The following is a 23,354-nucleotide window of genomic DNA, read 5'->3' on the forward strand; positions in this document are numbered from 1 at the left end:
CCCATACCCAAACCAACCTAAGGAGAACATTCATGGACATTTCCGCAGCGACCACCCTCGCCGCCGGCATCGTCGCCCTCGTCGCGCCCGCCTTGGTGCAGGCGTTCAAGAAATACATCCCCGCCGACTACGTGGGCTTGACCAGCCTCGTCGTAAGCGTCCTGCTCGGCGTCATCGCCATCGCCGCAACCAACGGCTTCCACGGCTACGGCTGGGGCATCGTCCTCACCGGCGTCATCGGCGTCGCGCAAGCCGTCTACACCTTGGTGAACCAAGCGTTCAACGGCAAGCTGAGCAAGAGCTAGTGAACGAATAGTAAGTAAGGCCGTCCGTCTGACACTACATTGATGTTCCGCCCGTCGGATGGTCTTCTTCGACCGCTGAGCGTACTAGCATTCTCCCGTTCTCGACATGAACTTGATTTTCCCGGAACGGCACAATTACGTAGGCGGTACCTTCCTTACGGGGTATGACTCCTATCATGAGATCGGCACGTTTAACGGCATCCCATACCTTTGTGGTCATCGTGGGATCTCCCTTGAATACTCGTCGAGTGACCTCAATCTCTTTGAATCCCGCAGGGAGCGCGGCTTGCTGTCCAATACCCAACTCACAGATGAATGTATCTCCTACAAGAAGTGTCATCTTGTCGTCGTTCCATGAATAAATGCCGTGGAATCGGTCTACTAGCTGCCCGTCCGCCTTACATAGGATTATGGTGGCGCGCTGTTGCGGATTCAACGCCCATGCGGTTTCCGTCATAGACGACACATCCACAGCATTGGGCATGTCCTTGGGTCTCACTCCATCTGGTATCTGTGTCCCTTGCGGAAGCATGTACATGTTTTCTGCGACTCGTTCTGAATCCTCGTCGGCAGCCACCACCTGTTCCTCCCATGCCTTTGGATCAATGCCGAATCCGAAATCTCGATTGAGTGCCGTAATCAGATTCAGCATGTTGACGATGATGATAGACAGTTGCGAAAAGAACGAAGTGCCGGCATAATACCGGTCTCGGTACGAGAGTGCCGTCGCTTCTGCCTTTCGGCCTTGGGGATCGGTGTGCACCAGATCTGAATATAGCCATGCCTCGCCAATCAGCAGATCAGACATAGGTTCGCCTTGCGGAACATCATTCGTGTCGAACATCTGTATGGAATATGAGGTGCCGCCATCCTTGTCCCGTAGATGTGCGAAATGCGCCTTGCACTCGTCGAAGCATTTCTGCGCCGTTTCACTCATTTTCCGTGCGCCCAAGCACATTGTCACGGATCTGAACACCTTGTCCAGATAGACCGGTTCTCGTTCCAGAATGCAAGGACGGGTGCGCGCGGCAAGGGATTCAAAGACCTCTTGGTCTGGCATGTGATACTTGAGTCTTATTGGTTCTCCCTCTCGGCGCTGGATTGTGAATGTCGGATTGACATACTTGAGCACAGACTGATCCTTCACCATTGAATGGGCGGCAACGCGTCTTGCTCGGACGACAAAGCGGCGCAGAGTGTCTTTTGCCTCATCGATGTCAATCGGGTGTCGGGGTTTCGCTTGTTTTCCCTTTGCCACTGCTTGCCTCCATTCTTCCGCACGACACGGTGTGAACCTTGGACCTTATTGGAACGTGGTGTCGTATGCTTAATTGTCATCCACTATACACCGCTGGGAATTTTTGTCAGCATAATGATATATATTCTTCCCTATGAGTAATCTGATTCCCCAAAAGACCATTGATGACGCCGACGAGCTTATCTCCAAGCTGCGCGAGAGCATGACCCGACGCCAGCTGGCCGAATCGCTCGGCCTGTCCACGTCCACCGTGGAGCGTTGGGAGTCGGGCAAGGTCCAGTGCAAACCGGCCTATGTTCCCGCGTTGCAGGAGCTGTACTATGGCACCACGCACGAGACCGGCACTGACTTTCGCACTATAGATCTGTTCGCCGGCATCGGCGGCATCCGCCGTGGCTTCGCGACCGCCGGCGGCCATGCCGTGTTCTCTTCGGAGTGGAACGAGTTCTCCACGCGCACCTACCGCACCAACTACGGGTTCGCCGAGACCATGGCCGGCGACATCACGCAGGTGGACGCGAACGACATCCCCGACTGCGACGTGGTGCTCGCCGGCTTCCCTTGCCAGCCGTTCAGTCTGGCCGGCGTCTCGAAGAAGCGCAGCCTCGGACGCGAGACCGGGTTCCGCGACAAGACGCAGGGCACCCTGTTCTTCGACGTGGCCCGCATCATCGCCGCCAAGCGTCCCGCCGCGTTCCTCCTGGAGAACGTGAAGAACCTCACCTCGCATGACCGAGGCCGCACGTTCAAGGTCATCCTCGACGCTTTGCAGAACGAGCTCGGCTACGAGGTCCACTGGAAGGTCGTCGACGGCCAGCACTTCGTACCCCAGCATCGTGAACGCATCTACATCGTCGGATTCTGCTCCAAGACCGACTTCACATGGGACGACCTGAAGTTCCCGGATCATCAGCCGATTCTTGCCGACATCCTCCACAAGACCGACGGAACGGAGCCTTATCTGCCGTGGGATGGCGACAAGTACTTCGACTTCGAGCACCAGAAGGTACAGGACAAGTACACGCTCACTCCACGTCTGTGGCAGTACCTCCAAGACTACAGGAAGAAGCACGAAGCCCTCGGGCATGGATTCGGCTACGGGCTCGTAACCCCGGACATGGTGTCGCGTACCCTATCCGCCCGCTACCACAAGGACGGCAGCGAGATCCTCGTCGCCCAAGGTGACGAGCGTCCTCGCCGTCTGACGCCGCGCGAGTGCGCCCGTCTCATGGGCTACCCGGATGACTTCCGCATCCCGGTGTCGGACACACAGGCCTACCGGCAGTTCGGCAACAGCGTGGTCGTGCCCGCCATCGCCGAGGTCGCGCGCATCATGCGCCCCCACATCCTCAAAGTCATGTCCGAAGGCGACCAAGGCACGATTTTGAACGATGCAGAAAAGTCCGTGGACGAGATCCAGAAGGCGCGAGAGCTTGCCATTGCCGGAGCCGGCGAGAACTAGTCCTGAAATGGCCGGTGTCGTGCCGGCCATTGTCCGTTGTTCGCGGGTATCGTAGTTGCATGTGCGATACCCACGTCAATGAGGCCCGTCAATGGTACGACACGGCCGACATCAGCCGAGTCAACGAACTGCTCACCAACACCGGTGCAAGCAGCATCTGGGTCAAGCGACTCGTTGCAAACAACAACTCGAAGCAGCAGGTGTATCTGGCGGGAGATCCGTCTGATCTGTCATTCCTTCCCTTGGGAGAGCCGTCATACACTCCAACCAAGTCACAGAAAAAGAAGGCCGGCAATCCAGTCATCCAGATTCCCGTGACGTGGCAGTGGGTCACGCCGAATGGTCAATTCGACGCTCCCAACGCGAAGCTCTGCTATTATCCGCAATACCCGGAAGTGCGCTTCTCCGGGTTCCTTCAAGGGTGCAAGGAAGCCCCGTCGGAATTGTTGAGCGAAACGAGGCGCGGCCATGAGGTCAACCGTTGCCTGTTCCTAGGCCCGGTGAAGAACGCGTCCGGCGAGGTCGTCCGAGTGGTGGCTCTCGTGGTCGGCGCTGACTCCCCAGCGGCGCAGTACGTGCTTGGCATGGAGACCTTCGAGGCGGGGCATCTGTGCCCGATTGTCTACCAGTCGCAACGGCAGCGTGACGAGTTCTCCGTACTCGAACAGGCCTTGGCGAATATCGTCGGCCGCAAGATTACTCCGTGGCGACTCAACAACGACGGCGCCATCGTCAGGCCATACATCGCCCCCAACGCTCCCGGTCTCACTCTGGAAGCGGAACTAGGCGTGGGTGAGAATGCCATCCCCGGGCCAGACTTCGACATCTGGGAGCTTAAAGCCATCAAACAGAAGTCCTTGGAACGCCGCTACAACCACAAAGTCACGCTCTTCACTCCCCAGCCCGATCTTCCCGAAACAGGGCGCCTGTCCACGGTTGACTTCGTACTCAAGTATGGACATGTGCACACCATCGATGAAGACGGCAACCCGACCAGCTACTACTTCACTTCTGGTGACATTCAGCGCGAAGGCGAGGACAAGCCAAGTGCGAAACTCGAACTAGTTCTGGAAGGCTTCACCGACGCGAAGCACTTCGATCCCAACGGCATGATCGCCCTCTACGAGAAGGGCACAAGGAACCTTGCCGCCGGATGGTCGTACCTGAAACTGCTCGGTCACTGGCAGCGCAAGCACAACCGCGCCGCATACGTACCTTACCTGCGCGAGGACGAGGACGGCAACACCTTGGTCGAGTTCGGCCCACTCATCACCCTCGGCATCTCCACCAGCTTCGGTCTATTCCTCCAAGCGTTCAAAGACGGCAAGGCCGTCTACGACCCCGGCGACAAGGCAACCCTTGCGGGCGACAAGTGGACTCCGCATGCCCGCAGCCAGTTCCGCATCAACCTCAATGACATCGCTACCATCTATCAGGAAGTGCGCGAAGTCGATATACGAGACCCAGAAACATTCTGATTTAATGAAGACAAGTCACTTTTGATGAGAAGAAAGGATGAGAAAGAAGACAGCGGCTGTTGTCCTAAGTATTCTGACAGTTGTGTCGCTCGCTGCTTGCGGCGGCACGGACACTAAGGCGGATTCGTCATCCAAAGACAGCCCAAACCAATTCTTCGTCTAGCGCCGAGGCGCAGCCTCTGGCTAGCGGGTTGTCGGGAACGTGCACGGGGGACAACGACCATCTACAGAGCGTCACTTTGAGCACAATGGGACAATACTCAGCGTGGAGATTCCTAATCCGCTAATGGACGCCAATGAGTCCGTGATGTATTCAATCATGTTCACCGATTCGGAAACTGGGTATATGACTCAAGCGGGCTTCAAAAACGTATTCTCGACGAATGAGTATTCGCGGTTCGTTTTTGACATGAATACCTCCGAGCAAAAGAACTATCCGGGAACCTTTGCTTCAGATTTCACGACTGAAAAGTTCTCCACCAACCTGCCCGATCCGGCCATAAAGGGTGGGAAAGGCACAAAATGGACCGCCACTTTGACCGTGGATGGAGAAGATGTGGCGACTTGTCCTAGCGATGGCAGTGAAGCCACACTTGAATAGCCTCAACCGTCTGATGCGCACGCAAGTGGCATGAGGTGCTGTTCCCCAGTCATCGGGGAGTCCCGGCCTAATCTCTGTAGTCTGAATCGTATCTGAGGCTCAGACGCGATTCAGACACGATGACCCCTGAGAACGGCGAAATCAGTGGTAATCAACGAATCTGGCGAAGGTAACAGAACCGACGTCATTGCAACGAAAACGCACCTAACGAATCTCACAGAAACCAGCGAATCAACCCTTCAAACTAGCAAGGGGTCGCGGGTTCAAATCCCGCCGGCCCGACTTGGAACGTTGGAATTCCAACGGTTTTCACAAGTCGGTATATTGTTTGAAATCAGTTAGCGGAACGATTCGGAACAACGGCGGCTTTCTTGTGGTCTTTCCTCAGTCATGAACGGGTCACGCGCTGCATTAATCCCCACTAATATTCTTTACGACAGATGACACAAAAAACATCCCTCCCTTGCTATAATAGGAAGAGGCGTTTTTCACATTTTCCTATTTGAGTAAGCTTCAGGAACGTACGTATTTGGACACCAGTACTCTCACATTGCTTGCAGCACTATTAGCGACTGGATTAACTGTCGATGAGATGAGACCATGGATTTATCCTCATCTTTGTACCCATGCGTACAGCTTCTTGGGGTTCGAAGGTGCTCTGGAGTCGGTTGATCGATTGAAATCGGGACAGAGCATGCCTTATCTCAAGGAATTGCTGGGAAGGATTGATCATGCCGTCAGTGCTTGACATGATGGTTCATGATTTGCGAATTCCGCGGCTACCCTAGGAGCGGGACTCGACGCTGGTCAATCATGCCGTATTCACATCATTACGGTTCTGGATGCAAGCCATTTGTATTGATGACGGATACGGTGGCACCTTGGGTGTTATTCAAGATAGTGCCGAGCATAAAGTCCTGCAATGGATTGATTCAATGTCCTCATTGTATCCATCTGTCGCCACCATAATGAATAAGCCATTAGTTCATACATATTGCAATGCATTGATTACTGTGGGTGATATAGTCCAAACCTCTGATCACACGTTACGCTGCACTGCACCACATTCGGAAAACATAACGCCTACACTGCGCACCACACTAGGATTCGCCGACCCCACTGCCAATCGTGACGATTGCGCCATAGTATCGGGGTCATTGTTCTTATACGACACTCATTACAACTCCACCATACCGATTACCGAACAATATGAACTACGATCGATACCTCCCAATCTTCAAATCAGCATCATAGGCATTTGTCTGACGCTTGGCTCATGTTGTGCAGCTGGCCATTGCAAGTGGATGGGAAGCAGATATTGATGACTTATCGCGGGCTGCCGGAATCGTGGGCAATGAAAGTTAATCGGAATCCCCTCCCTGCATAAACTCATAGGTCGTGTAACTAGTTCTTCTTATTCTAGTACAATCTAGCATTCTGTGATACATTAGAGAGTATGAATCTTTCGGAATACGCACGCAAGCACGGCATTCAGTACCGTGCGGCTTGGAACCGCTACAAGGCGGGAAAAATCAAGGGTGCGTATCAGGACGAGGTGGGACACATCATCATCCCCGACCCGGAAGAAAACATGCTCATGGACGCGGCTGTGTACTCCCGCGTCCCAGACGGTCCCAAACGGCACACCCGGCTTGCCGCACAGCAGGAGCGTGTGGAGCGGTGGGCGGTAAAGAACGGCTACCGCGTCGCCGTGTCCGTTGCGGAGGTCGGTTCCGGTGTGAACGACAAACGCCGCAAGCTCACCGCGTTGCTCAAGCGTGATGACTGGGGCACGCTGATTGTCGAACACAAGGACAGGCTTACCCGGTTCGGTTTCAACTGGTTCAGGCTGTTTCTCGAACAGCGGGGGCGGCGCATTGTCGTCGTCAACGAGAACGACAACGACCGTGCCGACCTCGTGGCCGACCTCATTGCCATCATCTATTCGTTCTGCGCCCGCCTATATGGACAGCGCCGTAGCGAGCACGCCAAGAAGATGACGCGGGTGGTTGAACAGGCCGAAGCGGAACGCAACGGCGAGGTGAACCATGAGTAGCAAACCCGGCACCATATACTCTGCCTACCACACCTCGCAATGGGCAACCAAAACCAAGGTGAACGCCATCGTCGCAATGCTCCCCCTCTGGCAAGACGGGTTGAAGACCGTCGCCGCCATGTGGCAACGCGAATGGCATACCACCGGCAAGCTTCCGCGCTGGATTGACACGAAACCGCTGGGTGGCGGATTGTCCCAGCGACAGTGGGATTCCGTGTCCCGCCAGTACCGTGGCATGTTGGTATCGTGGATGGAACTGGCCGAGAACAGGTTCCGCGGTATCGTGCGCGACAGCACGCTCGATGAACCGCTGAAAATCGAGTTGTTCCGCATCGACCTCAAGCACGCATGGTACGAACCCGGAGACGATGAAGCCCATTGGCTTGCACGTCGGATCATGAAGCGCGTCCGTCATGTCATGCGACTGCCCGACCCAGCGCATTGCCGCACCATGTCCTTGGACGGGAAAATCGCCGTCATCGAACAGCCGCATACCGCCACCCGGTTCCGCTACTGGGCGCGAATCAGCACACTCGAAAAAGACCGTCCCGTCCGTATCCCCCTGAATACCGACCCCCGCATGGAGGAACATCTCGCCAACGGCACGGAAACACTTGCGAACCACCTGCAACTGCAAGTCACTGGAAACGGTAAGCTTGTCCCGCACCTGCTCACCACCCGACCCGAAACCAATCCCCGCGAGGACGGGGACGTGCTCGGACTGGATTGGGGCATGTGTTCACTGTTCGCCACGTCCGAAGGCCGGGTGCACGGCTTGAAACTCTACGCATGGCTCAAAAAACGCGACGAAGAACTCGTTAACCTCACGAAGGCGCTACAGGCATCCGGTATCAAACCATCCCGGTCGAAACGCTACCGCAACCTCAACCGACGCATACGTAACTACGTGGCCAACGAAACCAACCGCGTCCTCAATCTCATAGCCGACGAACAGGTACGTGAACTCGTGGTCGAAGACCTCGACTTCCGCTCCCCACGGCTCGGCAAGGACATGAACCGTCTCGTATCCCGCGCCGGACGCAACGCCGTCAACCAGAAACTCAAGGCACTCAAGGAACGCGAAGGCATCACCATCACCAAGGTGAACCCCGCCTACACCTCACAGACCTGCCCCTCGTGCGGGTGCGTGGACAAACGCAACCGCACCAAACAAAGCGTCTTCCACTGCGTGTGCTGTGGAAGAACCGGGCAAGCCGACATTATCGCCAGCCGCAACATACTCGCGCGACGTTCACGCAAGGATGGATGGCGACGTATCAGCAAAACCCAAGTCCGGGAACAGCTCGCTCAGGAGCATTCCCAGCGACGACACCGGCACGGCAACAAATGCCAAGCCGGAACGCCGACAACGAGTACGGCTACCGCACACACCCACCCCGCTCCTGCGGGGCGCATTGGCGGTCAAGAAAACCGATAGTCATAAAAATACTCTCGATTTTCATACTCTAGATAGGCAATGCATATGCCTCACATATAAGCGCAATATCATAATGTTTGTCTTGCGCTGGTTAAGCTTATTAATATAGCGACCCATGCAGGACCTGCACAGGTCGCTATGCATCAGCAACTGTATCGCCAATCAGACTTGTGCCACGGCTTCAGCAATCGGGATATCACCATTGGACATCATGATGATCTTGCGATATGTGTTCGGCTTGTCCAACACGGCGGCGAGCACTGCGGCCACGTCGCCGATGCTATTGGTTGTGGAGTGCTGCACGCCGAACGCAACTTTGCCTGTGGCCGGCTCTTCCACCAGATTGCATGGCTGCACAATCGTATAGTTCAAATCCGTGCGCGTCATGAGCCACTGGTCGGCGAAGAACTTTGCGATATTGTAATTGGTGATGTTGCGCAAATTCGGGTCATCCCATTTGCTCGGCTCATCAGCGAACATGGAACTTAACAGAATGAACCGTTTGATGCCCACCTGCTGGACGGCCATCATGAGCTTGACCGCGCCGAACGCATCAGTCTGCAACAAATCCTTGCCACGCGATCCGGCAACGAAATAGACAGCGTCAACCCCATGAAGGTCTTCAGCCAACTGTTCCACTGGCGCATGAAGATCAAGCGTCATAGCAGTGACATGGTCCTGTCCCGCGAATTGTTCAGGATGGCGCGACGCGGCCACCACGTCATTGCCTTGCTCAACAAGGTCACGTGTCAACAACGTGCCCACACGACCTGATGCCCCTGCCACAAATACTCGCATATACTCCTCCTTGACCATAAGCCCATATGCAACAGCTAAGGATGCAGCCACTACCGGTGTACCCTGCCCACCATCTCCGCGCAATCCGCCGTCGCCAGACTAGTGAAGCGCGAGAACAACGTCTCACGCATAGATGCTTCCACTCTACATTCCACTATTTTCCCCATCGCGAACCCCCCTCAACAAACAAGGCGGCATCTGCCTTGCAAAGTAACAACAGTGCCAACAATCCCACTATATGGAATCAATGTTCACCACTAGGCAAGATGACCGATAGAACAACCATATCGCAGCATGCTGTTCATAGAATATGGCCAACCCAACTATCACACGACATAACGCCATAGACACCAACCACACCACAGAACGGGAGCACGCATGGGAACAGTCACCAGCATCGGCATCATCGGCATGGGCCACGTCGGCGCACATGTAGCCAACAGCCTCATCTTGCAAGGCATCGCCGATGAACTCATCATGACCGACATCTGCTCGGGCGAACACAGCAAACAAGCCAAACTTGACGCTGAAGTGCAAGACCTGGGCGACTCGTTGGCATTCTGCCCGCACAACGTGGCATTGGTCAACGCCGGCGAAGACTATGCGCAACTCGCCCAATGCGACATCATCGTCAACGCCGCAGGAGATGTACAACGCTCCGCCATCGACCGCGACGGCGAACTGTTCTACACGACCGATACGGCAAAACGCTTCATCGAACCCATCACCAACGCCGGATTCCAAGGCATCTGGGTCACGATCGCCAACCCGTGCGACGTGGTCGCCACAGAAATCTGGAAAATCTCCGGCATTGATGCCAACCGCGTCATCGGCACGGGCACAGCCCTCGACTCAAGCCGGTTGAAATATGCACTGTCCCGCGTTACCGGATATGACCAGCATTCCATATGCGCCTACATGCTTGGCGAACATGGCGCCAGCATGTTCGCTGCCTGGAGCACCGTCAACATTGGCGGCAAACCATTGGCGCAACTGCAAGCCGAGCAGCCTGAACGATTCGCCATGGCGCTTGCCGAAATTGAAGATCTGGCACGTCAAGGCGGCTACAAAACCTACGCCGGCAAGCAGTGCACCGAATTCGCCGTAGCCGACGCGGCCGCACGCATCGTACGCGCCATCGTGTCCAACGAGCATTACATCACGCCATGCTCCACACTGATGACCGGCCAATACGGTGAGAGCGGCCTGTTCACGTCACTGCCGTGCGTCATTGGCGCCGATGGTGTAGAAGAGGTCATGCACTTGGATTTGACCGATGAGGAAATCGACAAATTCCATGCTAGCTGCGCCCACGTGCGCGACAACTTGACGCGCGTAGGTTTGGCATAACCTAGGCAAGGACTTCACTGCATCCGCCAGGCAACCATTGGGTTGCGCAGGAACCCCAACACCATTGCCGCCAATCAAAAACCCAAGGGTTGTGACAGCTCGACCATGCTCCAGCCGCCAACCCTTGGGTTTTCAATATGCTTTTTTCATTGTCCATGACTGCCCATGACTGCCCTCATCTTGCCCGCTTATCGCTCAGGCTACAGGCCCAGACAGCATGGGAAGGTTACTTGCGCTTCTTTTTCTCACGCACGTTCACGGAAATCTGAATAGGAGAACCCTCAAATCCAAACTCCTCACGCAACTGGCGTTCCAAATACCGGCGGTAACCATGCTCAATGAACCCCGTGGCGAAAATCACAAACCGTGGCGGACGTGACGAAGCCTGCGTAGCGAACAGGATGCGCGGCTGCTTGCCACCACGCAACGGATGCGGGTGGGCGGCCTGGATACGGCCCAGGAACGCGTTGAGCTTGCCGGTCGGAATGCGCTTGTCCCAGGATTCCAGAGCCTGTGTCATCGCACGGGACAGACGGTTCGTATGCCACCCTGTTTTGGCTGACAAATTGACACGCTGCGCCCACGTGACACGCTCAAACTCCGTCTTCCACAAGCGTTCCATGCGCTGACGATCAAAATCGTCCATCAGATCCCACTTGTTGAACACCAGCACCACGGCACGTCCCGCATCCACAGCCGTGCTCATCACCTTGAGATCCTGATCCGAAATCGGCTGCGACGCGTCAAACAACACGAGCGCCAGTTCGGAACGTTCGATAGCCGCTTGCGTTCGCAACGATGAATAATATTCAGCCCCCGACAGCTTGTGCTGACGGCGCTTGATACCCGCCGTATCAATAAACAGGTAATCCTGTCCGTCAATATCCACGATTTCGTCGACAGGATCGCGCGTCGTACCAGCCAAATCATTGACGACGGCACGTTCGGAATGCGACAGCTGATTGAGCAAACTGGACTTGCCCACGTTCGGACGTCCCACCAAAGCGACACGACGCAACCCGGTCGGCGTCAGGAATCCGCTCGTGCGCTCGGCTTGACGCAACTTGTCAAGTGCGGCGTCCAGCAAGTCACCGACTCCCCTGCCGTGCATGGCTGAAATCGGGAACGGCTCGCCAAGACCGAGCTTCCAAAACTCGGAAGCCGCATATTCGGCTGTCTGGTCATCGGCTTTGTTGACAGCGACCGTCACCGGTTTGCCTGACGCACGCAACATGCGCACGATACGCTCGTCACTGGCCGTCAAACCAACCTGACCGTCAACCACGAGGATCACGGCGTCCGCAAGCTCCACCGCAATCTGCGCTTGGGAAGCGATAGCCGATTCGATGCCCTCAACGTCAGCTTCCCATCCGCCCGTGTCCACGAGTTTGAAATCCGTACCCGCCCATTCGGCATCATAGGAGACACGGTCACGAGTGACTCCAGGCGTATCTTCTACCACGGCGGCACGTCGGCCGAGAATACGGTTCACGAGCGTCGACTTGCCGACGTTCGGACGTCCCACCACTGCGAGCACACCCACAGCCTTGGCCTGGGCTTCACGTTCCTCACCCAGGAATGACGACCCGTCAATCAGGCCTTCGTCGCCCTCATCAAGTTCATAGCCTTCCAGATTCGCGGAATACTCGGCATATGCCTGCTCTTCCTCGGCATCTTCCACCAGGCCGATCAGCACGTCCAACGTCTGTTCAAACGTCAAATCGGAATTGTCAACCGTCGTCACACCCTCAGACGCCGTCATGAACGACGTCACCTTGGCGTCCATCTGGTCGCGCGCCTGCACATCCTCGGCGCCCACGCCTTTGGCAGCCTGCCTGTTACGACGGGCCTGGCGCACGTCTTCACGGGCCGTCAGCAGCACACGCACCTCAGCGTCGGGGGCCACCACAGTCGTGATGTCACGTCCTTCAGCCACTATGCCGCGGCCTTGACTGAACGATTCCTCCGGACCTTGCGCGGCGATGTAGGCGCGTTGGGCGGCAATCAGGATATGACGCACGGCAATGATGTTGGACACTTTGCTGACATGCTTGGACACTTGCGACGAGCGGATCTCTTCGGTCACGTCACGGCCGTCAATGCTCACCTTGGGTGCATCCGGATCGACCGTGATATCAATATGGTCGCCCGTAAACAACTCGCCCACCATTTCGGTCACGAGTTGTTCATTGATTATTTCCGCATCCAGGTCAATACCCTGTTCCATGCACCATAACGCACACGCCCGGTACATGGCGCCCGTATCCAAGTAGGCGTATCCGAAATACTTCGCCAACGCTTTCGCGGACGAGGACTTGCCGACGCCGGCAGGCCCATCCATAGCCACGGTAATCACAGACCCACCGCCTTCGACAAGGAACGCACCTCAGCATCGGAGAGCACACGGTACGAACCGGGTTTCAAATCACCCAACTTGATCGGACCAATCTGCGTGCGCACCAGACGGCGAACCGGGAATCCGATCGCGCCAAAAATACGGCGCACAATACGATTCTTGCCCGAATGCAACACCACCTTGACAATCGTGGTCTCACGGTTCGCGTCAATGATCGAACACTGGTCGAGCTTGATCCAGCCATCATCGAGTTGCACACCCGTACGCACGAGACGGCGGCACACATTGCCGCTCAAATGGCCGTCCAACGTCACCACATAGGTTTTGGCGACCTCGTAACGCGGATGCATGACGTGCTGGCTGAGCTCGCCATCATTCGTCATCAAAATCAGGCCTTCCGAATCATAATCCAAACGGCCCATATGGAAAATACGCTCATACTTGTCACCCACAATGTCGCGCAACGTGTAACGGCCCTTCGGGTCGTCCATCGTCGACAACACGCGCTTGGGCTTGTTGAGCGCCAATGTGACATGACGGTTGTTCAGACGGATACGCGAACCGTCAACGCGCACTTCCTGACGTTTCGGATCGACACGAGAACCCAGTTCAGTCACCAGTTCCCCATCGACTTCAACACGTCCGTCAAGGATCATTTCCTCACATTTGCGGCGTGAACCGAATCCTGCCTGCGCGAGAATCTTCTGCAGTCGAATCCCCTCATTATTACCCGACTCATGAGCTTTCTTGGCTTGGCTATATGCGTGTGGCATCGTTCTCCCAACGTGGCCATGACACCCCGACAGATCACACTGCTTGGACGGGGGTATCGGTTGAATAAGGACTGCGCACCAACTTTTCCCAGCAATCGGTAAGATAGCCGGCTAGTATGGTGCAGCATGGGCCATCGCGCTAGGGCGGCGGCCGGACGAAGCAATCTTCGTTCCGTTGAGAAATTATAAAGGACCAACATGACTGCATTTACTTCAGAGCCTATGCCAATGCTCCAGTCTGACGATTCGGAGCCCGCATCGGCACCGATGCGCCATTCACTGTGGGCGCGCGTGCTCGCCGAATTCGCAGGAAGCCTGATCATCTGCTTCGCCATCTACATGATGCTCTCGCTCGGCACGGCGTTCTACGGCACCGACATGGCGTTCGTCGCCGTTGGCGTGGGTGTCATCTATGCCGCTGTCACCTTCATCTTCGCCAAAATCTCCGGCGGCCAGTTCAACCCGGCCATCACCGTGGCCGCCATGCTGACCTCAAAGACACGCGTGCTCGATGGCATCCTCTACATCATCGCCCAAATCATTGGCGCCATCTGCGCGGGCGGCCTGTTCGCATGGATCATCCCAACCTCCGAGCAAGTCACCGCGTCCGCCTGGTACACGATGGTGATCAACGGTTTCGGTGAAGGCTCCTCGATGGCTTCGCAGCTGAGCCAGCTCGGCATTGATTTCAACATCACCATGGCCATCATCGTTGAACTCGTGGCTTCGATCATTGTGGTCGCTACCGCCGTGGTCACGATGAAGAAGAATGGTGTGGCCAAGCGTTCGCATAGCGTGGCCATGGGCATCGCCTATGCTGCCGCAACCGCCATGTCGTTCCCAGTCACGGGCGCTTCCATCAACCCTGTGCGCGCCACTGGCATCGCCATCTTCGCCCATGGCAAGGGATTGGCCAAGGAGCCGCTCACGCAGCTGTGGGTATTCTGGGTTTGCGCGATTCTGGCTGCCGCTGTGGTGGCGCTCGTCATCATTGTGTCGCAAATCATCGCCGGCTCGCAGGGCAATGCGACACTGGCCGATGCCGATCCTGCCGCCGTGGCGTTGACTGCGGCTCAGAAGCCGGTCGCAACGCAAGATTATCAGGATGTTGCCGCGCAAGACGACAATGTCACGCTGACTGAAGAGGAAGCTGACCTTGCCTCTCCGTACGGCTATGTTGCCAAAGCCAATGAAACGGTCGAGTCATACGGTCAGCAGCCGAATACTCAGGCCTAAGGCAAACAGCACGATTCCAAAGCCGATGCCACATACCGTGTCAAAGGCTACGGAACGGATTTTCCAGGGGCTGTGTTCGCGCATGACTGCGCGGACCAGCCCCGTTATCATGGCCGTCACACCCAGTACGAGTGTGGCGGCCATGATATATCCAAACGCAGCGATAATGGCGGCCACCACTACGACAACAGCCACCGCCCATTCAAACCATGGTTTGCCTTCATGTTCTTCCGACACGAACGGGTGGCCCATGTGATCCTCCATTAGCAACGCGTTTCAACCGTACCTATGATAAACGGGTCCGGTGTGCGGCTGACATCAGTCGCACACCGGACCCGTTTGCCATCCAATGCGCTCTACCCTACTCGCATGCATTCATAAATGCCGGTGTTGAGCAAAGCAATCATGGTTGGATTGCCACTGGATTATGCGGTGAATCAGTGGAAGAAGTGGCGCGTACCCGTGGTGTACATCGTCACACCGGCTTGGCGTGCCGCTTCGAACACTTCCTCATCACGGATCGAACCACCCGGCTGCACAATGGCTTTCACACCGGCATCAATCAGGATTTGCGCACCATCAGCGAATGGGAAGAACGCGTCGGATGCGGCCACTGCGCCTTGAGTGCGATTGCGGCCCTCATCCAGCGTGTTCGCGCGTTCCACCGCCAGGTTGGCGGAATCCACGCGGTTGACCTGTCCCATGCCAATACCGACAGTGGCTTCATCCTGCGCGATGAGAATCGCATTCGACTTGACGCAGCGGATTGCACGCCATGCGAACTCAAGATCCTTGAGTGTGGCTTCGTCAGCCGGCTCACCTGCAACAAGTGTCCACGTCTTCGGATCGTCACCTTCAGCATCAATCAGATCAGTGGACTGCATGAGAAGACCACCATCAATCTGACGGAACTGCTGCGCGTTGATGGCCGGTTCTGCCACTTTGAGGATACGCAGGTTCTTCTTCTTGGTCTGCAACAGTTCCAAGGCCGCCGGCTCATAATCGGGAGCCACAATCACCTCGGTGAAAATGGGACGGACCTGCTCGGCCATTTCCATCGTCACCGTGGAGTTGGCTGCGATCACGCCACCATAAGCGCTCATCGGGTCGCACGCATGGGCCTTGCGATGCGCCTCGGCTACGGTCTGGCCAATGGCCAAACCGCAAGGATTGTTATGCTTGACGACAGCGACAGCGATCTGTCCGCGGAAATCCCATACGGCACGCCATGCCGCATCGGCATCCACATAATTGTTGTAGCTCATGGGCTTGCCGCCAAGCTGTTCGGCATGGGCGAAGCCGGCGGTATCAAGCGGATCAGTGTACAACGCCGCCTGCTGATGCGGGTTTTCACCATAGCGCAGCACGCGGGCACGGTCCCAAGTGCGCGTGAACGTGGCAGGGAACGTATCGGTGTCCTGAGCCTCATCTTGCGGTGCGCCATCGGAGGCAATGGTTGCGGGCTTGGTCCAATTGGCGCTCGTCCACTCGTTGATGGTAGCGTCATAAGCCGCCGTATGGGCGAAAGCCTTGCCAGCCAGCCAGCGACGTTCCTCAAGCGAGAAGCCTTGGCCATTCTCAATGCGTGCGGCTACCAGCGCATAATCGGCCGGATCGGTCACAATCGCCACCGTCGCACTATTCTTCGCGGCGCCACGCACCATCGACGGTCCGCCAATATCGATCTTTTCGATAATGGCGTCCTTGTCTGCACCGGAACGCACGGTATCCGCAAACGGATACAGATTGACCACAACCAGGTCGAACGGCTTGATGCCGAATTGCTCTAACTGTGCCGCATGGTCGGCGTTCGTCATGTCGGCAAGGATGCCGGCGTGGATATGCGGATCCAATGTTTTGACTCGACCGTCGAGGCATTCGGGGAATCCGGTGACCTGGCTGACCTCGGTGACATTCACACCAAGCTCCGCCAGACGATGTGCGGGTGATCCCGTGGAAACAACTTCAGTACCGGCTGCGATGAAGGCCTTGGCGAGAACCTCAATGCCTTCCTTATGGAAGACCGATACGAGGGCTCGTCGTAATGGTCGGTTCGTTGTCACCGTTGTGCTCCTTCATAGTGGGGTTCGAATTGACCACACGAGGCGTGTGGACTTTTCTCTTCTCTTCTTCTTCGGGTTCTGCCGATGCTGTCGCACCAGCGGAAATCTGTTGCCGTGCACGTCGCGCCATCAACACACGCACGCCGAATACGGCGGCTGCGACCACCACAGCGCACAACCACGCCGCGAACAACCCGATAGCGGTTGGTCGCGCCACGGCATACGTCGATGCTGTCACATCCACACCAACATGGGCAAGGCGATTCTCACCCAGTGCACCATCGGAAACGCCAAACAGCACGCTTAACGTCAAACAGACTATGGCGGCGATCATGCAGAACGCGCCAGCCGCATAGGCGCAATTGACACATTGCCGCATGCCGTCATCCCATGGTGAAGGCTGGCCGGACCGCTGATCTTGTGCCTTGTCATTGTTGGTGGCTGGTTCGCGGGTTCGCGTGTTCTTCGTCGATCCGCTATGGCTTTCTACGACACGGGCGGCATTGCTCCGGTTGGTTGAGTCATGTCGATGCGTACGGAAATCAGCGGAAAATATGGGAAAACCACGACGCAACACAAACACCGACAATCCCACGACCGCACTGATCACCAACGGCAAAGACAAGAACAACGAACGCAGGGCGTCGCTGTGCACCGCCGTGGGGAACAAACCGAACACGGGTAGTGCCGGCAGTCCTTTGATTGAGCCTTGCCACAGTGAGAACGTGGCCAGGGACCCGATATGGAACCCCGCGCCGAACAGCCAGGACAATGCCCACAACCACAAGTTGGGCAGCCAAGCCAACGCCATGATGAACACGATGACGCGAGAGCCGTTCTGCATGGCAAGCTGGTTGCAAATATTGCCCATGCCCTGGGCACCCATCGCCACCCAACAAATCAACGTGACCAGGCCGCACAGCAGATAAGCGCCCAACAGGATGCATGCACAACGCAAGCCGGCCATCAATGTATGGCGCAGCGGTTTGGAGACATGCGTATGCAAATACAACTTGACACGCCCCACAGTCAACGATCCCGGCACCGTACCCCATACAAACCCCAACGTGAACACGAGAGCGGTTTTGACCATGATGAGCCCGGTGGAATCCACGAGCAATGACGTGGCGGACCGTGTCAATGCCAGTTGCAATCCCACCCAAACCACAACGCCGCAAATCCATGCGGCCACGGAATCGAGTTTAAACCGGATCGTGAACGCGCGGATCAGCACAATCATCAGGAAAGTCAGCAGCAACGGCATGATCGTTGTAGTCAGCGAATCCGTGTGCAAGCCCACGCCTTGGGTGAGCATCATCACCATTTGCGTCAACGGAACCGTTGAAGACGACAGATTGACGCCACTTTCTTCCATGGACACGATCAGCAACGCCAATGCAAGAAAACATCCCAATGGCAGGCAGAATACGGCCAGGGAAACGGCGGAGGCCGCCGCTCCCCTCAGACATTGTTGCAGCGCACGGTTGTTCATCATGACAGCTGGGCCAACACCTCACGCATCAGGCGCGCAGCCTCACTCGGTGTTTTGCCAACAGGAATGCCTACGGCTTCCAACGCTTCCTTCTTATCTTGAGCAGTGCCTTTGCCACCGGAGATGATGGCGCCGGCATGACCCATCTGCTTGCCCTCCGGAGCGGTGAATCCGGCGATATAGGCGACCACCGGTTTCGTCATATGGTCATGGGCCCACTGCGCGGCTTCCTGTTCGGCTTTGCCGCCAATCTCACCAATCATGATGACGGCTTTAGTGTCGTCATCCTGCTCGAATTCCTGCAACGCTTCACGCAGCATCGTGCCCACAATCGGGTCGCCACCGGCACCAAGGCATGCGGTGAAACCGATATCCGACAACTCGGCCATCATCTGATAGGTCAACGTACCCGATTTGGACACGAGCCCCAAGGGACCACGGGACACAATGCCATCAGGGATAATACCCAAATTGACTCCGCGAGCATGCTCCGATTCGCCAAGTGTCATCAACCCCGGGCAGTTTGGTCCCACAATGCGCACGCCGCGGCTCAAGGCGAGTTCCACGAAATAGGCGGAATCATTGACGGGGATGCCTTCCGTGATGACGACAATGAGCTCGATGCCCGCTTCAATGGCTTCCACCACAGCGTCTTTGGCGAACCGTGGTGGCACAAACACGACACTGGCTTTCGCTCCCGTAGCCTCTTTGGCCTCGGCACACGTGGCATACACAGGAATGTGCACGTCCTCGCCATCGTGGGCGCCTTCGAACAGGACTGTGGTTCCGGCCTTGCGTGGATTGACACCGCCCACGATATTCGTTCCGGCCTTGAGCATGCGCAACGTGTGCGTCATGCCCTGATGACCAGTCATGCCCTGCACAATGACCGGGGCGTTGTCTTCAATGAATGCGCTCATTTCGTCTCCTCCGTGTTGTGCAGAACGGATGCTGCCAAGCTTACGGCCTGGGTGGCAGCTTGTTCCATCGTCTCGGCCACATGCACTGTGTCAAGCTTTGACTCGCGCAGGATGCGCAAACCTTCACTGGCCGCATTGCCATCGAAACGCACCACCAGAGGTTTTGACACGCCCAGTTCCTCAATGGCCTGCAGAATGCCCAATGCCACTTGTTCACAAGACGTGATGCCGCCATAGACATTGATGAACACCGATTCGACTTTGGGATCGGCCAACACTGTTTCAAGACTGCGACACATCGCTTCAGCCGATGCGCCACCTCCGATATCAAGGAAATTCGCGGCACTAATGCCGTTGCCTTGCGCTCGGCCTGCGAACGTCACGGCGTCGATGGAACTCATCACAAGTCCGGCGCCATTGCCAATGACACCCACTTGGCCATCAAGATGCACATAATGCATGCCTGCGGCTTGGGCACGGGCTTCCAGCGTATCGGCCACGCGAGTATCAGTGAACCGCTGCCAGCCATCATGGCGGAATGCCGCATTGCCATCAAGCGACACCTTCGCGTCCAATGCGCATAAGGTCAGGTTGCCATCCTCGTCAGCCACATTGGCCAACGGATTGATTTCCACGAGCGTGGCATCATTGGTCGTGAAGCACTGCCACATGCGGTACAGAATATCGCCAGCCTGGGCTACATCGGCGTCTTCAAAGCCAATCTGGGCAGCCATGTCCAAGGCGGCAGCCTGATCAAAGTCCTCAAGCTTGGAAATGTGCAGACGCTTGACCGCGTCAGGCTGTTCCTGTGCGATCTGCTCAACCTCAGTGCCGCCTTGTGAGGTGGCCAGCACACAGAAACTCCGTGTGGAACGATCCACGGAAATCGACACATAGTATTCGTTGCGAATGTCTTTGGCCTGGGCAACCAACACACCATTGATTTCATGGCCCTGAATGGACATCGGCAGGATATGCTCGGCCGCCGCCTTGGCTTCCTCCACAGTGCGCACCAGGCGCACCGCACCGGCTTGCCCACGATGCCCGATTTTTGCCTGTCCCTTGATGACAGCGGGCAATCCCATGCTGGGCAGCGCCTCTACTACTTCCTCGACATTGCGGGCATAGATGGCCTCAGGCGTAGGAATCCCCGCTTCCTGCAGCAGTTCCCTCGCCTGATATTCATAGAGGTCCATCACTTCTCCTCTGTGTAATGGTGTGTTGTATTTGCCTTACCGTTATACAAAAACAGGGTGCGATGCACCCTGATTGTTTCATTTTATGCCGGCATGCGCAGCAATGAACTCGTAGGATAATCGCCAAGACGTTCAATGCCGTCAAGACCATCGAGTTCCATGACAAAACTGAAACCCGCAATCGTGGCACCGCATGCTTGCAACAGATTGCGTGCAGCACGCGCCGATCCACCTGTGGCAATCAGATCATCGACAATCAGCACACGCTGGCCTTCGGTGATGATGTTCGATTCCACTTCAATCGCGGCTTCACCATATTCGAGCGAATATGATTCCTTTTTCGTGGGAGGCGGCAGTTTGCCGGCTTTGCGGACCGCCACGAATCCCTTGCCCAAATGAGCGGCCAACGCTGGTCCAAACAGGAAGCCGCGGGCTTCAAGTCCGGCTACCACATCAATTTGGTCGACAGGCACCGGCAATGCAGCCTCCATGGCATGCATGAGGATGCTGAACGCCTTGGCATCGGCGAACACTGGCATGAAATCGCGAAACAGGATGCCCTTGGCTGGGAAATCCGGAATGGTACGAATCTTGGAGACCAAATATTCGAAGTCATCCGCTGAAATAGCAATATCCTCGCTGGTGATATCAAAATCGGCGTTCAGCACGATATCGGTAGAAGACATGGGCAATCCCATCTCACATTCTTGGGTTTGGCACGGACGGTCACCTGCATGACACGGCATCAACACAATCCAAATCCATGGTTGACGTGGCATGCGATGCGCATGCATGCCACGCTTGCCATCCGTATTGTACACCGTGGGCAGGCTGCATCCAGAGCGGATGATTACGATTACTGCTGGTCGGCCTTGGAAGGTTGGTCAGCGGAAGATTCCTCAGTATCGGTCGTCGCTTCGACTTGCGACTCTTCCACTTCGCGGGCTCCGTATGGCAGTCCTTCCGTGCTGGTTTCCACCACTTCAGCCGACTCAATCTGTTCCGGTTCGGAGTCGGACGGCTCTGGGGAATCCTGCGGCAACGGATTGCCGTTTTCGTCGACTTCATCGTCATGCACAAAAGCCGGACGCACATAGGCGCGCGAAACCGCTTTGAACGTGAAGCGCAGATGGGAGCCTTCCGAGTCGATAACAATCTCCTCGTATTCTTCATCCACAGACACCACTTTGCCAATGACGCCACCAATAGTGATGACCTCGGTGCCCGGCTCGAGCGTGGCGTAGAAGTTCTGCTTCTCCTGTTGCTGCTGCTTGGCTTTGCGTGATTGGACGAACATCATGACAATCATGAAAACGAGCAGGATAATCAGGAAGGAATATTGCACCTCTTGGCTCCTTAGTCGAGTGCGACGTCAAGCAAGGTCATGCTTCACGGCCTATCAGTCTAGAATAACTTGCTGACATCAGCATCTTGCGCATCAGGCATCGTCAAGCCCAGATGCTGCCATGCTTTCTGTGTGGCAACACGGCCTTTGGGCGTGCGAATCAGGAAGCCCTCACGCACCAGATACGGTTCACAGACCGTTTCCACCGTTTCCGCTTCCTCACCGACCATCGCCGACAAATTGTTCAATCCCACAGGACCGCCATTGAACTGCTTGACAATCGCAGTCAACACGGCGATATCAAGCCGGTCCAGCCCTTCGGTATCGATCTGGTACAACGCCAACGCTTCACAGACATCATCAGCGCGCACTTGCGGTAAATCATGCACAATGGCCCAATCACGCACGCGACGCAACAACCGGTTCGCGATACGCGGCGTACCACGCGACCGCAACGACAATTGTTGCGAAGCGCCCTGCTCCAGTTCCAATCCCAACACGGCAGCGGAACGTTCAATCAATTTGCGCAATTCATCGGCCGGATAGAAATCTAGATGCGCGGTGAAACCGAATCGTGCACGCAACGGCGAAGGCAACATGCCTTCACGCGTGGTGGCGCCAATGACAGTGAACCTGGGCAACGTCAACGGAATCGATGAAGCGCCCGGCCCCTTGCCTACCATGACATCGACACGGAAATCCTCCATGGCAATATAGAGCAACTCTTCAGCGGCTCGCGGCAGTCGATGGATCTCATCAATGAACAGCACCTCGCCAGCATCCAATGAACTGAGAATCGATGCCAAATCGCCGGCATGCTGGATGGCTGGACCCGACGTGACACGAATCGGCACGCCGAGTTCATTGGCCACAATCATCGCCAGCGTGGTCTTGCCCAAACCTGGAGGGCCCGCCAGCAAAATATGATCAGGCGGTACATCCCGCTTGCGCGCTGCATCAAGAAACAGCTGCAACTGCGCTTTGAGTGTCGGTTGTCCAATGAATCCGGCCAACACATGAGGACGCAGTTCCTCATCGCTGACCGGTTCATTGCCCAAAGGGGCAGCCGACATCATACGTAACGATTCTTCATTGGCATTGCTATTGATGCCGGGCATCATGTCTTCCATATGTTCCACCACACCATTCCTCAGAAATCCTCAGTAACCGCGAACCATTCAGTGCACATACCGCGCCTGGTTGCACTCAGGCCATACCTACCAACCG

The 23,354-nt window shown here is 56.2% G+C and carries 20 protein-coding genes; 8 read left to right on the plus strand and 12 right to left on the minus strand.

Translation table 11 applies throughout. The annotated features are described in order from the left end of the window. The first annotated feature begins 32 nt into the window (after positions 1-32). Positions 33-305 carry a hypothetical protein gene (locus tag BGLCM_RS05180; protein WP_006294193.1) on the plus strand — a complete coding sequence of 91 codons (273 nt, stop codon included), beginning with the start codon at positions 33-35 and terminating at the stop codon, positions 303-305. 34 nt (positions 306-339) lie between these two features. Here BGLCM_RS05180 and BGLCM_RS05185 read toward each other — a convergent pair whose 3' ends face one another. Further along, on the minus strand, positions 340-1,563 hold the full coding sequence (locus tag BGLCM_RS05185) for a hypothetical protein (RefSeq protein ID WP_044085015.1): 1,224 nt from the start codon (positions 1,561-1,563) through the stop codon (positions 340-342). A 133-nt stretch (positions 1,564-1,696) separates the two neighbouring features. Between BGLCM_RS05185 and dcm the strand changes: the two genes are divergently transcribed. The 5 genes from dcm to BGLCM_RS05210 all read left to right on the plus strand — a co-directional run bounded on the left by dcm (position 1,697) and on the right by BGLCM_RS05210 (position 8,598). Further along, positions 1,697-3,025: a DNA (cytosine-5-)-methyltransferase gene (dcm, locus tag BGLCM_RS05190; protein WP_006294196.1), complete on the plus strand. Its 1,329-nt coding sequence runs from the start codon at positions 1,697-1,699 to the stop codon at positions 3,023-3,025. Positions 3,026-3,084: 59 nt separating this feature from the next. After that, on the plus strand, positions 3,085-4,503 hold the full coding sequence (locus BGLCM_RS05195; protein WP_006294197.1) for an MvaI/BcnI family restriction endonuclease: 1,419 nt from the start codon (positions 3,085-3,087) through the stop codon (positions 4,501-4,503). A gap of 265 nt (positions 4,504-4,768) precedes the next feature. Next, positions 4,769-5,104 (plus strand): hypothetical protein, encoded by a 336-nt coding sequence (locus tag BGLCM_RS05200; RefSeq protein WP_148401520.1) that lies wholly within the window; start codon positions 4,769-4,771, stop codon positions 5,102-5,104. 1,456 nt (positions 5,105-6,560) lie between these two features. Further along, the gene (locus BGLCM_RS08455; RefSeq protein WP_006294200.1) at positions 6,561-7,160 is read left to right on the plus strand and encodes an IS607 family transposase; all 600 of its coding nucleotides are present in this window, start codon (positions 6,561-6,563) and stop codon (positions 7,158-7,160) included. After that, complete coding sequence (locus BGLCM_RS05210; RefSeq protein WP_044085016.1) at positions 7,153-8,598, plus strand: RNA-guided endonuclease InsQ/TnpB family protein; 1,446 nt, start codon at positions 7,153-7,155, stop codon at positions 8,596-8,598. The genes BGLCM_RS08455 and BGLCM_RS05210 overlap by 8 nt, the downstream gene beginning before the upstream one ends. A 162-nt stretch (positions 8,599-8,760) precedes the next feature. Here BGLCM_RS05210 and BGLCM_RS05215 read toward each other — a convergent pair whose 3' ends face one another. Continuing rightward, positions 8,761-9,396, minus strand: a complete 636-nt coding sequence (locus BGLCM_RS05215) for an NAD(P)H-binding protein (RefSeq protein ID WP_044085017.1) — start codon at positions 9,394-9,396, stop codon at positions 8,761-8,763. A 378-nt stretch (positions 9,397-9,774) separates the two neighbouring features. On the opposite strand from BGLCM_RS05215, the gene BGLCM_RS05220 reads away from it, so the two are divergent. Continuing rightward, positions 9,775-10,746, plus strand: a complete 972-nt coding sequence (locus BGLCM_RS05220; protein WP_006294604.1) for an L-lactate dehydrogenase — start codon at positions 9,775-9,777, stop codon at positions 10,744-10,746. Positions 10,747-10,972: 226 nt separating this feature from the next. Here BGLCM_RS05220 and der read toward each other — a convergent pair whose 3' ends face one another. Both der and BGLCM_RS05230 read right to left on the minus strand, forming a co-directional pair. Next, the gene (gene der / locus BGLCM_RS05225) at positions 10,973-13,102 is read right to left on the minus strand and encodes a bifunctional cytidylate kinase/GTPase Der (RefSeq protein ID WP_006294606.1); all 2,130 of its coding nucleotides are present in this window, start codon (positions 13,100-13,102) and stop codon (positions 10,973-10,975) included. Then, on the minus strand, positions 13,099-13,875 hold the full coding sequence (locus BGLCM_RS05230; protein ID WP_006294607.1) for a pseudouridine synthase: 777 nt from the start codon (positions 13,873-13,875) through the stop codon (positions 13,099-13,101). The genes der and BGLCM_RS05230 overlap by 4 nt, the downstream gene beginning before the upstream one ends. 228 nt (positions 13,876-14,103) lie before the next feature. Here BGLCM_RS05230 and BGLCM_RS05235 point away from each other — a divergent pair, with 228 nt between their 5' ends. Further along, the gene (locus BGLCM_RS05235; protein ID WP_006294608.1) at positions 14,104-15,111 is read left to right on the plus strand and encodes an MIP/aquaporin family protein; all 1,008 of its coding nucleotides are present in this window, start codon (positions 14,104-14,106) and stop codon (positions 15,109-15,111) included. On the opposite strand, the gene BGLCM_RS05240 is transcribed toward BGLCM_RS05235, so the two are convergent. From BGLCM_RS05240 to ruvB, 8 genes are all read right to left on the minus strand, one after another. Next, on the minus strand, positions 15,079-15,363 hold the full coding sequence (locus BGLCM_RS05240; protein ID WP_420796153.1) for a DUF3017 domain-containing protein: 285 nt from the start codon (positions 15,361-15,363) through the stop codon (positions 15,079-15,081). The two genes, BGLCM_RS05235 and BGLCM_RS05240, sit on opposite strands and share 33 nt — an antisense overlap. Positions 15,364-15,548: 185 nt before the next feature. Further along, the gene (gene purH, locus BGLCM_RS05245; RefSeq protein WP_044085020.1) at positions 15,549-17,174 is read right to left on the minus strand and encodes a bifunctional phosphoribosylaminoimidazolecarboxamide formyltransferase/IMP cyclohydrolase; all 1,626 of its coding nucleotides are present in this window, start codon (positions 17,172-17,174) and stop codon (positions 15,549-15,551) included. Then, on the minus strand, positions 17,125-18,669 hold the full coding sequence (locus BGLCM_RS05250) for a cell division protein PerM (RefSeq protein WP_006294610.1): 1,545 nt from the start codon (positions 18,667-18,669) through the stop codon (positions 17,125-17,127). The genes purH and BGLCM_RS05250 overlap by 50 nt, the downstream gene beginning before the upstream one ends. Then, complete coding sequence (gene sucD, locus BGLCM_RS05255) at positions 18,666-19,586, minus strand: succinate--CoA ligase subunit alpha (RefSeq protein WP_006294611.1); 921 nt, start codon at positions 19,584-19,586, stop codon at positions 18,666-18,668. Before sucD ends, BGLCM_RS05250 begins: the two co-directional genes overlap by 4 nt. Further along, entirely contained in the window at positions 19,583-20,782 is a 1,200-nt protein-coding gene (gene sucC, locus BGLCM_RS05260; protein WP_006294613.1) for an ADP-forming succinate--CoA ligase subunit beta, read from the minus strand. Before sucC ends, sucD begins: the two co-directional genes overlap by 4 nt. A gap of 83 nt (positions 20,783-20,865) precedes the next feature. After that, the gene (locus tag BGLCM_RS05265; RefSeq protein WP_044085094.1) at positions 20,866-21,468 is read right to left on the minus strand and encodes an adenine phosphoribosyltransferase; all 603 of its coding nucleotides are present in this window, start codon (positions 21,466-21,468) and stop codon (positions 20,866-20,868) included. Between the two features lie 170 nt (positions 21,469-21,638). Then, positions 21,639-22,127, minus strand: coding sequence for a preprotein translocase subunit YajC (gene yajC / locus BGLCM_RS05270; RefSeq protein ID WP_006294615.1), 489 nt, complete (start codon positions 22,125-22,127; stop codon positions 21,639-21,641). A gap of 59 nt (positions 22,128-22,186) precedes the next feature. After that, entirely contained in the window at positions 22,187-23,257 is a 1,071-nt protein-coding gene (ruvB, locus tag BGLCM_RS05275; RefSeq protein ID WP_006294616.1) for a Holliday junction branch migration DNA helicase RuvB, read from the minus strand. Positions 23,258-23,354 lie beyond the last annotated feature (97 nt).

This window comes from Bifidobacterium gallicum DSM 20093 = LMG 11596 (assembly GCF_000741205.1).
GTDB lineage: Bacteria > Actinomycetota > Actinomycetes > Actinomycetales > Bifidobacteriaceae > Bifidobacterium > Bifidobacterium gallicum.

Bases quoted from the DNA above. Each gene is read 5' to 3' on its own strand.
- BGLCM_RS05180 (WP_006294193.1), top strand. From the start codon at position 33: ATGGACATTTCCGCAGCGACCACCCTCGCCGCCGGCATCGTCGCCCTC.
- dcm (WP_006294196.1), top strand. From the start codon at position 1,697: ATGAGTAATCTGATTCCCCAAAAGACCATTGATGACGCCGACGAGCTT.
- BGLCM_RS05195 (WP_006294197.1), top strand. From the start codon at position 3,085: ATGTGCGATACCCACGTCAATGAGGCCCGTCAATGGTACGACACGGCC.
- BGLCM_RS08455 (WP_006294200.1), top strand. From the start codon at position 6,561: ATGAATCTTTCGGAATACGCACGCAAGCACGGCATTCAGTACCGTGCG.
- BGLCM_RS05210 (WP_044085016.1), top strand. From the start codon at position 7,153: ATGAGTAGCAAACCCGGCACCATATACTCTGCCTACCACACCTCGCAA.
- BGLCM_RS05215 (WP_044085017.1), bottom strand. From the start codon at position 9,396: ATGCGAGTATTTGTGGCAGGGGCATCAGGTCGTGTGGGCACGTTGTTG.
- BGLCM_RS05220 (WP_006294604.1), top strand. From the start codon at position 9,775: ATGGGAACAGTCACCAGCATCGGCATCATCGGCATGGGCCACGTCGGC.
- BGLCM_RS05230 (WP_006294607.1), bottom strand. From the start codon at position 13,875: ATGCCACACGCATATAGCCAAGCCAAGAAAGCTCATGAGTCGGGTAAT.
- BGLCM_RS05235 (WP_006294608.1), top strand. From the start codon at position 14,104: ATGCTCCAGTCTGACGATTCGGAGCCCGCATCGGCACCGATGCGCCAT.
- BGLCM_RS05240 (WP_420796153.1), bottom strand. From the start codon at position 15,363: ATGGGCCACCCGTTCGTGTCGGAAGAACATGAAGGCAAACCATGGTTT.
- BGLCM_RS05250 (WP_006294610.1), bottom strand. From the start codon at position 18,669: ATGATGAACAACCGTGCGCTGCAACAATGTCTGAGGGGAGCGGCGGCC.
- sucD (WP_006294611.1), bottom strand. From the start codon at position 19,586: ATGAGCGCATTCATTGAAGACAACGCCCCGGTCATTGTGCAGGGCATG.
- sucC (WP_006294613.1), bottom strand. From the start codon at position 20,782: ATGGACCTCTATGAATATCAGGCGAGGGAACTGCTGCAGGAAGCGGGG.
- BGLCM_RS05265 (WP_044085094.1), bottom strand. From the start codon at position 21,468: ATGTCTTCTACCGATATCGTGCTGAACGCCGATTTTGATATCACCAGC.
- ruvB (WP_006294616.1), bottom strand. From the start codon at position 23,257: ATGGAAGACATGATGCCCGGCATCAATAGCAATGCCAATGAAGAATCG.